Below are 13,632 nucleotides of genomic sequence, written 5' to 3'. Positions count from 1 at the left end.
CGGACGCCGCTCCTCCTGAGCCGGATCAGGGGGAAATCACACCGCCACGAGCCGGACCCGCTCGCCGCACAGCTTGGCCATGTCGTCAATATCGGAAGTCAGCATGACCACGGGGCGGTGCTGTCGCAGCGCGGCCTCGGCGATGGCCGCATCGATCGCGTACTTGTGTCCGTGCAATCCGGCGTTCATCAGCAGCTTCGAGGCAGCCCTTGCCTCCTCGTCGGCGACGGGAACGACCCGCAGCCCGGAAAGTACCCGGTTCAGGCGGGACTTGTTCGTACGGGCGTGGACGGCCTCGATGATGGTGAGCGCACTGATCACGACCTCTATGCCACGCGAGCGCGCCTCAGCGATCAGAGCAACCACCTGTTCTTCGTCAGCGAGCAGCTTCGAAAGTCCCTCGCTGTCGAGGACGAGCGTCCCCTCGTGACTCAGCCTGCGGCGGGCCACTCGGCCTCTTCGGTGAACACCTCGTCGAAGACCTGCCGCGCCCGCTGACGAGCCGGCTCGGAGACCGGCCCCTTGCGGCTCTCGTAGTCCGCCAGGTACTCGTCCAGGATCTGCCCGCGCAGCTCACGCTCGACCGCCTCGGCGATGAACGCGGAGAACTCCCGCTTGCCCACCCGAGCCCGGATCGCCTCCGCGGTCCCCTCCGGCAGCGACAAGCTCACCCGCGTCGCCGGCCCTTCCCCGATGCTGTACGTCGCCTCAGCCATGGCCCCGATTGTGTCAAACGAGTAGGAAAAGCGTCACGTCCGCACTACCTTCACAGCTCGATCAGCGCCCCGCTCAGACAAATCCCAGCACGGGCACCCCCGTCCCATCCCAGCACCATCCCAGCACGGGAAAAAACCAAGGGCCCGACCCCGAAGGGCCGGACCCCATCTGACCTGCACATTTGCCAGATCGGCGACGTAATGGCACGTCGGCGACTACACGTTGAAGCGGAACTCCACGACGTCGCCGTCCTGCATGATGTAGTCCTTGCCCTCCATGCGGGCCTTGCCCTTCGCACGGGCCTCGGCGACGGAGCCGGTGGCGACGAGGTCGTCGAAGGAGATGACCTCGGCCTTGATGAAGCCCTTCTGGAAGTCGGTGTGGATGACACCGGCGGCCTCGGGGGCGGTGGCGCCGCGCTTGATGGTCCAGGCGCGGGACTCCTTGGGGCCGGCCGTGAGGTAGGTCTGGAGCCCGAGGGTGTTGAAGCCGACGCGCGCGAGGGTGGCGAGCCCGGGCTCGTCCTGGCCGACGGACTGGAGGAGTTCGAGGGCCTCGGCGTCGTCGAGCTCGGCGAGGTCCGCTTCGAGCTTCGCGTTGAGGAAGATCGCCTCGGCCGGGGCGATGAGCGCGCGCTGCTCGTCCTTGAACGCCTCGTCGGTCAGCTCGTCCTCGTCGACGTTGAAGACGTAGAGGAACGGCTTCGTGGTGAGCAGGTGCAGTTCGTGCAGCAGGGCGCCCTGCTCGGTGCCCTTGGTGATGCCGTGCGAGAAGAGGGTGTCCCCGGCGGCGAGGATCGTCTGCGCGGCCTCTGCCGCGGCCAGCACCTTCGCCTTGTCCTTCTGCATCCGCGACTCCTTGGCCAGGCGCGGGATCGCCTTCTCCACGGACTGCAGGTCGGCGAGGATCAGCTCGGTGTTGATCGTCTCGATGTCGTCCCGGGGCGAGACCTTGCCGTCCACGTGGACCACGTTCTCGTCCTTGAAGGCGCGGATGACCTGGCAGATCGCGTCGGACTCCCGGATGTTCGCGAGGAACTTGTTGCCCAGGCCCTCGCCCTCGGAGGCGCCGCGGACGATGCCGGCGATGTCGACGAAGTCCACGGTCGCGGGCAGCGTACGGGCCGAGCTGAAGATCTCGGCGAGCTTGTCCAGCCGCGGGTCGGGCACCCCGACCACACCCACGTTCGGCTCGATGGTGGCGAACGGGTAGTTGGCCGCCAGCACGTCGTTCTTGGTCAGGGCGTTGAAGAGCGTCGACTTGCCGACGTTGGGCAGGCCGACGATTCCGATGGAGAGCGACACGTGACGTCTTCCCGTGGCAGGAGGTGGGAGCTGGCGCCGACCAGTCTACGGGCCGCCGCCCCGCCCCCGGCCCCGCCCGCATCGCAGCACGCTCCCGCCGCCCGCATCGCAGCACACCCCCACCCCCCCGCTCCGCGAGCCGGCCGTCCACCCCGCAGGGCCCGCCACCCCCACCACCCCCACCCCTCACTCGAACGGGCCACTTCGAACAGAGGGCCCAGGCGAGCGAATCCGCGTGTCCCGGGCGCGCGCCGCCCTCGCCACGCGCCTACGTTGAGTAGGTGGAGCAACACACAGCGCGTACGAGCATGACCGCCCGCACCGTCCCCACCGCGCCGGCGGCCCCCGCGAACACCCGCACCGCGGCCCCCCGCACCGCGAACCGCCCGACCCCGAACCCGAACCAGCGCCCGAACCAGCGCCCCGGCAAGGCCCCCGCCAGACCCCCCGGCAAGCCCCCGGCCGGCACCTCCAGCGCCGCCCTCCTCACCGCGGCCACCCAACGCCTGCGCGCCCTGCCCCGCCCCCGTCCCCGCCTCACGGGCCTGGGCACCGGCGCCCTGACCACCGTGGTGACCGTGCTGGCCGGGGCCGCCGACGCCTTCCTCTTCGACGGCCCCGGCACCTTCTTCGGGCTGGTGTTCGTCGCCGTGTGCATCGCCGCCGCACTGTACGTACGGCCGTACGACCTGGTGGCGGCGCCGGTGGCGGCACCCATCGCGTTCGCCGCCGCCGTCACCCTGACGGCCGACGGGGGCGACGGGAGCCTCGTCGGGCACCTGGTGGGGGTCTTCACCGGCCTGGCCACGATGACCGGCTGGCTCTACACCGGTACGGTGCTGGCCGCCGCGATCGTGGCGGTCAGAGCTTTGCGGCAGCCATCGCCGCGCCGACGATCCCGGCGTTGTTCTGGAGCTCCGCGGGGACGATCTCCGCGCTGATCCCGTGGATCAGCGGCAGGAACTTCTCCGGTTTGCGGCTGACCCCGCCGCCGATCACGAACAGGTCGGGTGAGAAGAGCATCTCCACGTGCGCGAGGTACTTCTTCAGCCGCCGCGCCCAGTGCTCCCAGCTCAGGTCCTCGTCCTCGCGGGCCTTGACCGACGCGCGCTTCTCCGCGTCGTGGCCGTGCAGTTCGAGGTGGCCCAGCTCCGTATTGGGCACCAGGTGGCCGTCAACGAACAGGGCGCTGCCGATCCCGGTGCCCAAGGTGAGCAGCATGACGGTGCCGCCGCGGCCCCGCCCGGCCCCGAAGGTCATCTCGGCGACCCCGGCGGCGTCCGCGTCGTTGAGGATGACCACGGGCCGGCCGAGCCGCTCGCTGAGCAGCTTGCGCGCGTCCACGCCCACCCAGCCGCTGTCCACGTTGGCGGCGGTGCGGGTCACCCCGTCGACCACGACACCGGGGAAGGTGACGCCGAGCGGCCCGGAGTGGCCGAAGTGGCCGACCACCTCGGCCACCCCGTCGATGACGCTCTCCGGCGTCGCCGGGTGCGGGGTCAGCACCTTGAACCGCTCTTCCGCGAGCTCGCCCCGGTCGAGATCGACCGGAGCGCCCTTGATACCCGTACCGCCGATGTCCACACCGAACATGTTCATGGCCCCCAGGTTAAAGGTGGGTGGAATCGCTCACCTCTTGGCCGATGCCCGCTCGGCGGCCTCCGCACGCAGATCCCGGCGCAGTTCCTTGGGCAGGGAGAACTGGATGGACTCCTTCGCGGAGGTCACCACCGACACGTCGTCGAAGCCGCGCGCGGCCAGCCACTCCAGCACCCCGTCCACCAGGACCTCCGGCACGGACGCGCCCGAGGTGACGCCGACGGTGCGCACACCCTCCAGCCAGGCGTCCTCGCACTCCTCGGCGAAGTCCACCAGGTAGGACGCGCCGGCCCCGGCCTGGAGGGCGACCTCCACCAGCCGGATGGAGTTGGAGGAGTTGCGCGAGCCGACCACGATCACCAGGTCGGCCTCGGCGGCGATCTGCTTCACCGCGACCTGGCGGTTCTGCGTGGCGTAGCAGATGTCGTCGCTCGGCGGCGAGACCAGCTTCGGGAAGCGCTCCTGGAGGGCGTCGACGGTCTCCATGGTCTCGTCGACCGACAGCGTGGTCTGGGAGAGCCAGACCACCTTGGACTCGTCGCGCACCTTGACCTTCGCCGCGTCGGCGGGGCCGTCGACCAGGTGCATGCGCTCGGGGGCCTCGCCCATGGTGCCGACGACCTCTTCGTGGCCCTCGTGGCCGATGAGCAGGATGTCGTAGTCCTCGCCGGCGTACCGGACCGCTTCCTTGTGCACCTTGGTGACCAGCGGGCAGGTGGCGTCGATGGAGGCGAGGCTGCGCTCGGCGGCCTCCTCGTGCACGACCGGGGCCACGCCGTGGGCGGAGAAGATCACGATCGCGTTCTCCGGCACCTCCTCCGTCTCGTCGACGAAGACGGCGCCCTTCTTCTCCAGGGTCTGGACCACGTGTTTGTTGTGCACGATCTGCTTGCGGACGTAGATCGGGGCGCCGTACTGCTCCAGCGCCTTCTCGACGGTGACGACGGCGCGGTCCACACCCGCGCAGTACCCGCGGGGGGCGGCAAGAAGGACACGGCGGGCGGAGTCAGAGGTCATGCCGTCCATCGTACGGGGCCGCTCCCGACGCGGGGCGGGGTGTCGGCGGGGCGCATTAGGGTGCCGTCATGGCTCTGAACACCTCGGCGGAAGCGCCGATTCCGGTCGGCGAGGTGTCGCGGCTGATCGGCGGCTGGATCGACCGGCTCGGGGCGGTGTGGGTGGAGGGCCAGATCACGCAGCTCTCCCGCCGCCCCGGCGCCGGGGTGGTGTTCCTGACGCTGCGCGACCCCTCGCACGACACGTCGATCTCCGTGACCTGCTACCGCGCGGTGTACGAGCAGGTGGCCGACGTGGTCGGCGAGGGCGCGCGGGTCGTGGTGCACGCCCGGCCGGAGTGGTACGGGCCGCGGGGCACCCTGTCGCTGCGGGCGGCCGAGATCCGGCCGGTCGGGATGGGCGAACTGCTGGCGCGGCTGGAGCAGTTGAAGAAGGCGCTGGCCGCCGAGGGGCTGTTCGCGGCCGACCGCAAGCGTCCGCTGCCCTTCCTGCCCGGGCTGATCGGCCTGGTCACCGGGCGGGCGTCGGCCGCCGAGCGGGACGTACGGGAGAACGCGCGGCTGCGCTGGCCCGCCGTCCGCTTCGAGGTGCGCAACGTGCCGGTGCAGGGCGCCACCGCGGTGCCCCGGGTGATCGAGGCCGTGCAGCAGCTGGACGACCACCCGGAGGTGGACGTCATCGTGGTGGCCCGCGGCGGCGGCAGCGTGGAGGATCTGCTGCCCTTCTCCGACGAGCGGCTGGTCCGGGCGGTCGCCTCCTGCGGCACCCCGGTGGTCTCCGCGATCGGCCACGAACCGGACACCCCGCTGCTCGACCTCGTCGCCGACCTGCGCGCCTCCACCCCGACCGACGCCGCCAAGCGCATCGTGCCGGACGTGCGCGAGGAACTGGCCCGCGTCCAGCTTGTACGGGACCGGGCGCTGCGGGTGGTGCGCGGCATCCTCGACCGGGAGGAGCGCGGCCTGGCCGCGGCGCTCAGCCGCCCCGCCCTCGCGCAGCCCTACCGCATGGTCGAGCAGCGCGAGGCGGAGGTCGCCGACCGCACCGACCGCGCCCGGCGCACCCTCGGGCACCTCCTGGACCGCGCCGACGCCGACCTGACCCACACCCTGGCCCGCGTCGTCGCCCTCTCCCCCGCCGCCACCCTGCGCCGCGGCTACGCCGTCCTCCAGCGCTCGGACGGCACCGCGGTCCGCGCCCCGGCCGACGTCACCCCGGGTGACCCCCTGCGCGCCCGCGTCGCGGAGGGCGACTTCACCGTACGGGTCGAAGCGGCGGGGGAAGCAGCCCGGGAAGCCGGGGAAGCCGGGGAGGAGGGCACGGGATGAAGGACGAGCGGGAGTTCTACGAGGTGGCGGGGGTGGAGTGGCGGGCCGATCCCGGGGCGGCCGGGGTGGCCGAGCGGCGGCTGTCGGCCGGGGCGGACCCGGCGGTCGAGCAGACGCGGCTGGCGCGGTGGGAGCCGGGGCTGGACACCTCGGCCGCCGGCGTGATCCGGCACGCGTACTACGAGGAGGTGTACCTGCTGGAGGGCGAGTTGGAGGACCTCACGCTCGGCCGGGTCTTCACCGCCGGGTCCTACGCCTCCCGGCCGCCGGGGATGCCGCACGGCCCGTACCGCACCCGGACCGGGTGCGTGATGCTGGAGATCCGCACCCCGGCGTGACCGGGGGTGTCCGAGGTACGCCCTAGGCTTGCGGGTATGGCTGACCAGGATTCCGGCGCCGTCCTCGGCTACGAGCAGGCGCGCGACGAACTCATCGACGTGGTGCGCCGCCTGGAGGCGGGCGGTGCCACCTTGGAGGAGTCGCTCGCGCTGTGGGAGCGGGGCGAGGAGCTGGCCAAGGTCTGCCGGCGCTGGCTGGAGGGCGCCCGGGCCCGCCTGGACGCGGCGCTGGCGGCGGAGGAGCAGGCCGAGGAGGCGGACGGCCCCGGCACCGAGTAGCCGGACGAGCCGGGGGCAGAGCCGTACGGCTACGGCTACGGCTTGAGGGACGCGGCGAAGCTCTGGAGCCGGCTGGTCGGGGCGGTGCCGAGCACCACCGTGGTGACCCCGCCCTGCTCGCGGACGAGCGCGTCGTAGCGGCCGCCGGTCCAGCGCTGCCAGGCCACGCCGTTGACGGGCAGCGTGTGCCCGGTGTCGCGGTGGCCGTTGATCGTGACCTGGGTGATGAAGTCCGCCGGGTCGCCGTTGGTCTGCTCCAGGGCGACGTACTGCTGGTCGGGGTCGACGAAGCCGACGTGCCAGGTGACGTTCTTCGGGTCGCTGCCGGAGTACGTCACCGACGTCGCGTTCCACTTCGCGCCGAGCCCGGTGGGGCCGGCGACCGGGAAGGGCGCGTCCCGGCGGGCCTGCTGCAACTCCACGGTGTACCCGACGCTCTCGGTCTTCACCGGGGTGGCCTTCGAGTCGTGCGGAATGAACAGGTAGATCAGGTAGACCGCCACGCCGAGCACCAGCATCGACAGGATCAGGTCCCGCACCGTCTTGTTGCCACCACGCTTGTCCGCTGCCACGCGCCCTATCGTCCCTCATCCACGTTTGCGCTCCGTCCGCCGGGTACCCGCAAAGCAGTGCCCGCTCATGTGACATGCCCCCTGCTCAGATTCGCAGTTCACCCGATAGGGTCGCACTACCCTCATTTTCCGGCCGTCCTCGTACAGAAAGGTGCGCGTGATGACCGAACAGCACTTGCCTCCGCAACTCGAAGTGAGCCCGGAGGCGCCCGACCGCAACCTTGCCCTCGAACTCGTCCGGGTCACGGAGGCCGCCGCGCTGGCCTCGGCCCGCTGGGTGGGCCGGGGCGACAAGAACGGCGCGGACGGCGCCGCCGTGCGCGCCATGCGCACCCTCGTGCACACCGTGTCGATGAACGGCGTGGTCGTCATCGGGGAGGGCGAGAAGGACGAGGCGCCGATGCTCTACAACGGCGAGCGGATCGGCGACGGCACCGGTGCGGAGTGCGACGTCGCCGTGGACCCGGTGGACGGCACCACGCTGACCGCCAAGGGCATGCCGAACGCCGTGTCGGTGCTCGCCGCGGCGGACCGCGGCACCATGTACGACCCCTCGGCGGTCTTCTACATGGACAAGCTGGTGGCGGGCCCGGAGGCGGCCGAGTTCGTGGACATCACGGCGCCGCCGGCGGTCAACATCCGCCGGGTGGCGAAGGCGAAGGGCATCGCCGTGGAGAACGTGACGGTCGTGGTGCTCGACCGGCCGCGCCACGACGAACTGGCCCGGCAGATCCGGGAGACCGGCGCGCGGATCAAGTTCATCGCGGACGGCGACGTGGCGGGCGCGATCATGGCCGCCCGCGAGGGCACCGGCGTGGACCTGCTGCTGGGCATCGGCGGCACCCCGGAGGGCATCATCACCGCCTGCGCGATGGCCTGCATGGGCGGCACCATCCAGGGCAGGCTGTGGCCCAAGGACGACGCCGAGCGGCGCAAGGCACTGGACGCGGGCCACGACCTCGACCGCGTCCTGCACACCGCGGACCTGGTCAGCGGCGACAACGTGTTCTTCGTGGCGACCGGCATCACCGACGGCGAACTGCTGAACGGCGTGCGCTACCGCGCGGAGACGGCCACCACCTCGTCGCTGGTGATGCGGTCGAAGTCCGGCACGATCCGGCAGATCGACTCGGTGCACCGGCTGTCGAAGCTGCGGGCGTACAGCGCGATCGACTTCGACCGCGCGAACTGAGGCCCCCCGCGCACCGGTCGGCCCCCTTGACGGGCTGGTAGGCGCCCGCCCGCCCCGCTCCCGCCGGGCCGGGCGGGCGCCCCCCGGGGCGGCGGGGCGCGTTCTGCGCACCCTTCACCGCCGGTGCGCGGCGCGGTAGGTTGCGTCCTCGCCGGGGGGCGCTCGCGTGGCGAGTCCGCTGTGACGCGCGACGCGGTGCATCCGCCCGCCGGACCGACCGCGACGGAGGGGCGTGACGATGAAACGTGCGAGCGGGGACGGAAGAGCAGCGGGGGCGGGCCGGCAGCGGACCGGCAGGTGGCGGTTGGCCGGGCGCGTCACAGCGGCGGGCGCCGCGATCCTGGCGCTGGGCGCCGTGTCGCTGGCCGGCGCGGGCCCGGCGAGCGCGTCGCCGGGGACGCCGGGCAAGGCGGTGCGCGCCTCGTCCACGGCAGCGGCGAAACTCGAACTGACGGTGCACCGCGTGTCGGACGCCAGCCAGCAGGCGATGGACGACACCTTCGCCAACAGCAGCATCGATGCCATCGCGAACTCGGTGAACCACCACCTGCACGCCGTCAGCGGCTCCTCGTGCACCGCCGACGAGCGGGCCACCGTGCCGCTGGACCCGGCGACGGGCAGCGCCTACTGCTGGGACGCGGGCGACGCCGGCACGCAGAACTGGTCGCCGCAGGGCATGACCTCGTCCGGTGACGCCGACGCCGACGGCATGTGGGGCACCGACCGCGTGCTGCTCTCCGGCTGGGCCAGCGCGCCCCACACCACCGCGATGGGCCGCATCGCCGTCATCAACGACACCGAGGGCTCGGCGAACAGGTTCGGCTACCGGTGGGTGCTGCCGGTGATCCCGACGTCCGGCGGCACCGACTTCGCGCGCTTCGGCTCACACATGGGCGGCATGGTGTGGTGGGGCGACAAACTCCTGGTCACCGCATCGCTCGACGGCGACGCCCACCACAACGCGATCTACGTGTTCTCGACCAAGCACATCTACCGGGCCACCACGAACGCCTCCTGGATCGGGCACCGCGGCAGCGAGGTGTCGGCCCACGGCTACCAGTACTTCTGGCCGGCCATCGGGTCGTACAGCGTCACGTCGTCCTGCACCTACGACGACCACAGCGCCGACCGGCTGCCCTGTTTCGACGGCCTGTCCATGGACCGGTCGCAGAACCCGTACACACTGGTCGCCAACGAGTGGGTGAGCTCGGGCCTGACCGGGGTGACGTCCCGCATCTGGCGGTACAAGCTCGCGCCGACCAGCCGCCTCATGCCGATCGCGGTGAACAGCGCCGGCCATGCCGACCCGATCGACGTGTACGACACGGACATCGTCGGCATGCAGGGCACGCTGAACCGCACCGAGGACGGGGAGCGCGTCGTGTACACCGCCGACTCCCTGGGCAGCCCCGGGGTGCACGGCATCCCGTGGCGGGTCCCGCTGCCCGGCAGCGGCACGCAGACCGCGGCGAACGCCACCACCTCCACCGGCGGCAGCACCGGCGCCCAGCACACCTGGGCCCAGCACTCGGAGGGGATGACCTTCATGGCCGACCTCGACCAGGTGTGGGCGCAGACCGAATGGGCCGCAGGGCCCAACGGCGAGTACCCGACCAGCGGCACGGTACTGCGGCAGCGGATCGTGTTCGCCGTCCCGATGGGCGACCTGCGGTCCTCGCTGACGTCCTGACGGCTCCTGACGTCCCGACGGCCGACGGCGTCCGGGCGGCGTCCTGACGGCGTCCTGACGGCCTCCGATCGCCGCCGCGCGGCTCAGCCCGCGGCGGCGATCGGCGGGGCCGCGTGCTGGAGCTCCACCTCGCGGCGCCGCCGCCGGGCGAGTACCACCCGGCGCTCGGCCGCGGTCATGCCGCCCCACACCCCGTACGGCTCCGGCTGGAGGATGGCGTGCTCGCGGCACTCCAGCATCACCGGGCAGCGCGCGCAGACCCGCTTGGCGGCCTCCTCACGCGACAGCCGGGCCGCCGTCGGCTCCTTCGACGGGGCGAAGAACAGCCCCGCCTCGTCGCTCCGGCAGGCGGCCTCCGAGTGCCAGGGACCACCGAGATCCCGCGGATGTCCGAGCGGGAGCGTGGGGTCCGTGGCGGGCTCGATCGGTTGAAGCACGGGAAACTCCTGACGACGGCTTGGGGCCCCAAGGCGCGGAACTGGGGGGATTGCCACGCTTGCCCGTCACCACCCGGCGCCCGGGCGGTGCTGGGCGAGCAGCCGTGCGGCGGCGTGCCGTTCCCCTACCCGCTGTGCGCGACTTCATGCGCACCGTGTTCGTTCCCGCGTACGACCGTCGCTCCGGCGTACGCCGTATCGGACGCCCGGCCGGCGCGCCGCGGGCGACCGTCGGGCCCCGGCGCGCCCCGCTCACGTCAGGCGCTGAGCCGCTTCTTCGTCCAGTCGACGACGGTCTTGCCGCGCTTGGCCTTGGCCTCGACCCCGCCCCAGAACGCGACGCCGGTGACCCGTACCGACGGCGCCTGCGGGTCGGGCGACTCGAAGGCGCGTACGTCGGCGCCGCCCATGACGCCGATCACACCGCTGCCGTGCAACGTGACGTTCTCCGGCACCCTGATGCTGATGCCGCCCATCACCGCGGTGCAGTGGATGACCAGTTCGGGCGCGGTGAAGGTGGCCTCGGTCAGGTCGATCTCCACGCCACCCATGACCGCGACCGCGGTGATCCGGCTGCCGACCCGCCAGCGCCCCTTGCGTTCCGCGCCGCTCAGCACGGCCACGAGGTTGGGGTTCTCGCCGGTCGGGCCGACCGCGTACGGACGGGCCGCGGGGGCGGGGGCGGGGGCGGACGTGTTCCCGGCGGGCAGATCCCGTACCAGCGGCTCCAGTTCGCCCATCGTCTTGGCGGCGTAGACCCGGTCCAGCCGCTCGGAGTGCTCGGACGCGTCGAGCCGGCCCTCGGCGAGGGCCTCGCGCAGGATGTCGGCGAAACGGTCGCGGTCGGCGTCGGAGGCGCGCAGGGTCCCTGCGGGTGGCTGGGGGGAGGGTTGCGCGGGCGCGGGGGGCTGGGCGGGCGCCTCTACGGGGGGCTGGGCGGACGGTTGCGCGAGGTCCGCCGCGGGCTCGGTCACGGGCGCCGCCGCGGGTTCTGCCGCGGGCGGTGGGGGCTTCTGGAGCGGCGATTCGTCCACCCCGCCACGGTACACAGACGCGATAGATCGCGACTACCCCGAAGACCCCTGAACGCTCCCCTAGGGGGCGGGCCCCGGCGCCCCCCGGGAAGGGCCGCCGCGGGGGGATCTACTCTGAATACGCTTCAGCGTCGACGCAGCCTGTGAGGATGCCGCAATGCCCGAGTTCACGTACACGGATCTGCTTCCGCTCGGTGCGGACCCCACGTCGTACCGCCTGGTCACCACCGAGGGAGTCAGCACCTTCGAGGCGGACGGCCGCACCTTCCTGAAGGTCGAACCGGAGGCGCTGCGCCGGCTCGCGGCCGAGGCCATGCACGACATCTCGCACTACCTGCGCCCGACCCACCTCGCCCAGCTGCGCCGCATCCTGGACGACCCCCAGGCCAGCCCGAACGACCGCTTCGTGGCTCTGGACCTGCTGAAGAACGCGAACATCGCCGCGGCCGGGGTCCTCCCGATGTGCCAGGACACCGGCACCGCGATCGTGATGGGCAAGCGCGGCCAGCAGGTGCTGACCGAGGGCGGCGACGAGGAAGCCCTCTCCCGCGGCATCTACGATGCGTACACCAAGCTCAACCTGCGCTACTCCCAGATGGCGCCGCTGACCATGTGGGACGAGAAGAACACCGGCTCCAACCTGCCGGCCCAGATCGAGCTGTACGCCACCGACGGCGGCGCGTACAAGTTCCTCTTCATGGCGAAGGGCGGCGGCAGCGCCAACAAGTCCTTCCTCTACCAGGAGACGAAGGCGGTCCTCAACGAGGCGTCGATGATGCGCTTCCTGGAGGAGAAGATCCGCTCGCTCGGCACCGCCGCCTGCCCGCCCTACCACCTGGCGATCGTGGTCGGCGGCACCAGCGCGGAGTTCGCGCTCAAGACCGCGAAGTACGCCTCGGCGCACTACCTGGACGAGCTGCCGGAGTCCGGGTCGCCGGCCGGGCACGGCTTCCGCGACAAGGAGCTGGAGCAGCAGGTCTTCGAGCTGACCCAGAAGATCGGGATCGGGGCGCAGTTCGGCGGGAAGTACTTCTGCCACGACGTGCGCGTGGTGCGGCTGCCGCGGCACGGCGCGTCCTGCCCGGTGGCGATCGCGGTGTCCTGCTCGGCCGACCGGCAGGCGCTGGCGAAGATCACCGCGGAGGGCGTCTTCCTGGAGCAGCTGGAGACCGACCCGGCGCGCTTCCTGCCGGAGACCACCGACGAGCACCTCGACGACGACGTGGTGCGCATCGACCTCAACCGGCCGATGGACGAGATCCGCGCCGAGCTGACCAAGTACCCGGTCAAGACCCGGCTGTCGCTGTCCGGGCCGCTGGTCGTCGCGCGCGACATCGCGCACGCCAAGATCAAGGAGCGGCTGGACGCGGGCGAGGAGATGCCGCAGTACCTGCGCGACCACGCGGTGTACTACGCCGGTCCGGCCAAGACGCCCGAGGGGTACGCCTCCGGGTCCTTCGGGCCCACCACGGCGGGCCGGATGGACGCCTATGTCGAGCAGTTCCAGGCGGCGGGCGGCTCGTTCGTCATGCTCGCGAAGGGCAACCGCTCGCAGCAGGTCACCAACGCGTGCGCCGCGCACGGCGGGTTCTACCTCGGCTCCATCGGGGGACCTGCGGCGCGGCTGGCGCAGGACTGCATCAAGAAGGTCGACGTCCTGGAGTACGCCGAGCTGGGCATGGAAGCGGTCTGGAAGATCGAGGTCGAGGACTTCCCGGCGTTCGTCGTCGTGGACGACAAGGGCAACGACTTCTTCCAGGACCCGGCCCCCTCCCCCACCTTCACCTCCATCCCGGTCCGCCCGGGCGCCTGACCCGGATCTGGCGCGGGGTCCCGGGGGCGAGACGGGCCCGGGGGCGGGGCATCGCGGAGGAGTACGCCAGATGATCACCATCCCCGGCCCCAGAAGCACCGCGTGGGTCAAGAGCAGCTACAGCAGCGGCGAGGGCGGCAACTGCCTCGAATGGGCCCCCGCCCTCGCCCCCCACGGCACCGTGCCCGTGCGCGACTCCAAGGACCCCCACGGCCCCACCCTCACCTTCACCCCGGCCGCCTGGACCTCCTTCATCACCGCGGTCCGCACCGACGAACTCCCCACTGCCTGACCGCCATCCCCCGCAAGGAG

General features: G+C 71.9%; 16 protein-coding genes. 8 read left to right on the top strand and 8 right to left on the bottom strand.

Annotated elements, in window-relative coordinates:
* Positions 1-36: 36 nt before the first annotated feature.
* The 3 genes from AC3ERT_RS04740 to ychF all read right to left on the bottom strand — a co-directional run bounded on the left by AC3ERT_RS04740 (position 37) and on the right by ychF (position 2,021).
* Positions 37-450 carry a PIN domain-containing protein gene (locus tag AC3ERT_RS04740; protein WP_435125656.1) on the bottom strand — a complete coding sequence of 138 codons (414 nt, stop codon included), beginning with the start codon at positions 448-450 and terminating at the stop codon, positions 37-39.
* Complete coding sequence (locus tag AC3ERT_RS04735) at positions 432-716, bottom strand: hypothetical protein (RefSeq protein ID WP_435172806.1); 285 nt, start codon at positions 714-716, stop codon at positions 432-434. The genes AC3ERT_RS04740 and AC3ERT_RS04735 overlap by 19 nt, the downstream gene beginning before the upstream one ends.
* A gap of 216 nt (positions 717-932) precedes the next feature.
* Positions 933-2,021, bottom strand: a complete 1,089-nt coding sequence (gene ychF / locus AC3ERT_RS04730; RefSeq protein WP_335980717.1) for a redox-regulated ATPase YchF — start codon at positions 2,019-2,021, stop codon at positions 933-935.
* Positions 2,022-2,302: 281 nt separating this feature from the next.
* On the opposite strand from ychF, the gene AC3ERT_RS04725 reads away from it, so the two are divergent.
* The gene (locus tag AC3ERT_RS04725) at positions 2,303-2,962 is read left to right on the top strand and encodes a DUF6542 domain-containing protein (protein ID WP_435172804.1); all 660 of its coding nucleotides are present in this window, start codon (positions 2,303-2,305) and stop codon (positions 2,960-2,962) included.
* Here the strand turns inward: AC3ERT_RS04725 and ppgK are convergent.
* Both ppgK and AC3ERT_RS04715 read right to left on the bottom strand, forming a co-directional pair.
* Positions 2,883-3,620, bottom strand: a complete 738-nt coding sequence (ppgK, locus tag AC3ERT_RS04720; protein WP_335980722.1) for a polyphosphate--glucose phosphotransferase — start codon at positions 3,618-3,620, stop codon at positions 2,883-2,885. The two genes, AC3ERT_RS04725 and ppgK, sit on opposite strands and share 80 nt — an antisense overlap.
* Positions 3,621-3,650: 30 nt before the next feature.
* Positions 3,651-4,646, bottom strand: coding sequence for a 4-hydroxy-3-methylbut-2-enyl diphosphate reductase (locus AC3ERT_RS04715; RefSeq protein ID WP_335980723.1), 996 nt, complete (start codon positions 4,644-4,646; stop codon positions 3,651-3,653).
* Positions 4,647-4,705: 59 nt separating this feature from the next.
* On the opposite strand from AC3ERT_RS04715, the gene xseA reads away from it, so the two are divergent.
* From xseA to AC3ERT_RS04700, 3 genes are read left to right on the top strand one after another with little or no spacing between them, the layout of a single operon-like run.
* Complete coding sequence (xseA, locus tag AC3ERT_RS04710; protein ID WP_435172803.1) at positions 4,706-5,965, top strand: exodeoxyribonuclease VII large subunit; 1,260 nt, start codon at positions 4,706-4,708, stop codon at positions 5,963-5,965.
* Positions 5,962-6,303, top strand: coding sequence for a cupin domain-containing protein (locus AC3ERT_RS04705; RefSeq protein WP_335980727.1), 342 nt, complete (start codon positions 5,962-5,964; stop codon positions 6,301-6,303). Before xseA ends, AC3ERT_RS04705 begins: the two co-directional genes overlap by 4 nt.
* A gap of 36 nt (positions 6,304-6,339) precedes the next feature.
* Positions 6,340-6,582: an exodeoxyribonuclease VII small subunit gene (locus AC3ERT_RS04700; protein ID WP_435172801.1), complete on the top strand. Its 243-nt coding sequence runs from the start codon at positions 6,340-6,342 to the stop codon at positions 6,580-6,582.
* Between the two features lie 35 nt (positions 6,583-6,617).
* On the opposite strand, the gene AC3ERT_RS04695 is transcribed toward AC3ERT_RS04700, so the two are convergent.
* A complete protein-coding gene (locus AC3ERT_RS04695; protein ID WP_435124659.1) occupies positions 6,618-7,154 on the bottom strand; it encodes a DUF4245 domain-containing protein in 537 nt (178 codons plus the stop codon).
* Between the two features lie 160 nt (positions 7,155-7,314).
* Here AC3ERT_RS04695 and glpX point away from each other — a divergent pair, with 160 nt between their 5' ends.
* Both glpX and AC3ERT_RS04685 read left to right on the top strand, forming a co-directional pair.
* Positions 7,315-8,346, top strand: coding sequence for a class II fructose-bisphosphatase (gene glpX, locus AC3ERT_RS04690; protein WP_335980733.1), 1,032 nt, complete (start codon positions 7,315-7,317; stop codon positions 8,344-8,346).
* A gap of 238 nt (positions 8,347-8,584) precedes the next feature.
* Positions 8,585-10,036: a hypothetical protein gene (locus AC3ERT_RS04685; RefSeq protein ID WP_435172799.1), complete on the top strand. Its 1,452-nt coding sequence runs from the start codon at positions 8,585-8,587 to the stop codon at positions 10,034-10,036.
* Positions 10,037-10,119: 83 nt separating this feature from the next.
* On the opposite strand, the gene AC3ERT_RS04680 is transcribed toward AC3ERT_RS04685, so the two are convergent.
* Together AC3ERT_RS04680 and AC3ERT_RS04675 are read right to left on the bottom strand one after the other, a co-directional pair.
* Positions 10,120-10,473 carry a WhiB family transcriptional regulator gene (locus tag AC3ERT_RS04680; RefSeq protein WP_435124665.1) on the bottom strand — a complete coding sequence of 118 codons (354 nt, stop codon included), beginning with the start codon at positions 10,471-10,473 and terminating at the stop codon, positions 10,120-10,122.
* A 257-nt stretch (positions 10,474-10,730) separates the two neighbouring features.
* Positions 10,731-11,447: a DUF1707 SHOCT-like domain-containing protein gene (locus tag AC3ERT_RS04675; protein ID WP_435172860.1), complete on the bottom strand. Its 717-nt coding sequence runs from the start codon at positions 11,445-11,447 to the stop codon at positions 10,731-10,733.
* Between the two features lie 217 nt (positions 11,448-11,664).
* On the opposite strand from AC3ERT_RS04675, the gene AC3ERT_RS04670 reads away from it, so the two are divergent.
* Entirely contained in the window at positions 11,665-13,320 is a 1,656-nt protein-coding gene (locus tag AC3ERT_RS04670; RefSeq protein WP_435172798.1) for a fumarate hydratase, read from the top strand.
* Between the two features lie 70 nt (positions 13,321-13,390).
* Complete coding sequence (locus AC3ERT_RS04665; RefSeq protein ID WP_435172796.1) at positions 13,391-13,612, top strand: DUF397 domain-containing protein; 222 nt, start codon at positions 13,391-13,393, stop codon at positions 13,610-13,612.
* The last annotated feature ends 20 nt before the right edge of the window (positions 13,613-13,632 follow it).

The organism is Actinacidiphila sp. bgisy145 (assembly GCF_057708125.1).
The sequence above is the reverse complement of the archived record's forward strand: the minus strand, read 5'-3'. Positions and strand labels throughout refer to the sequence as shown.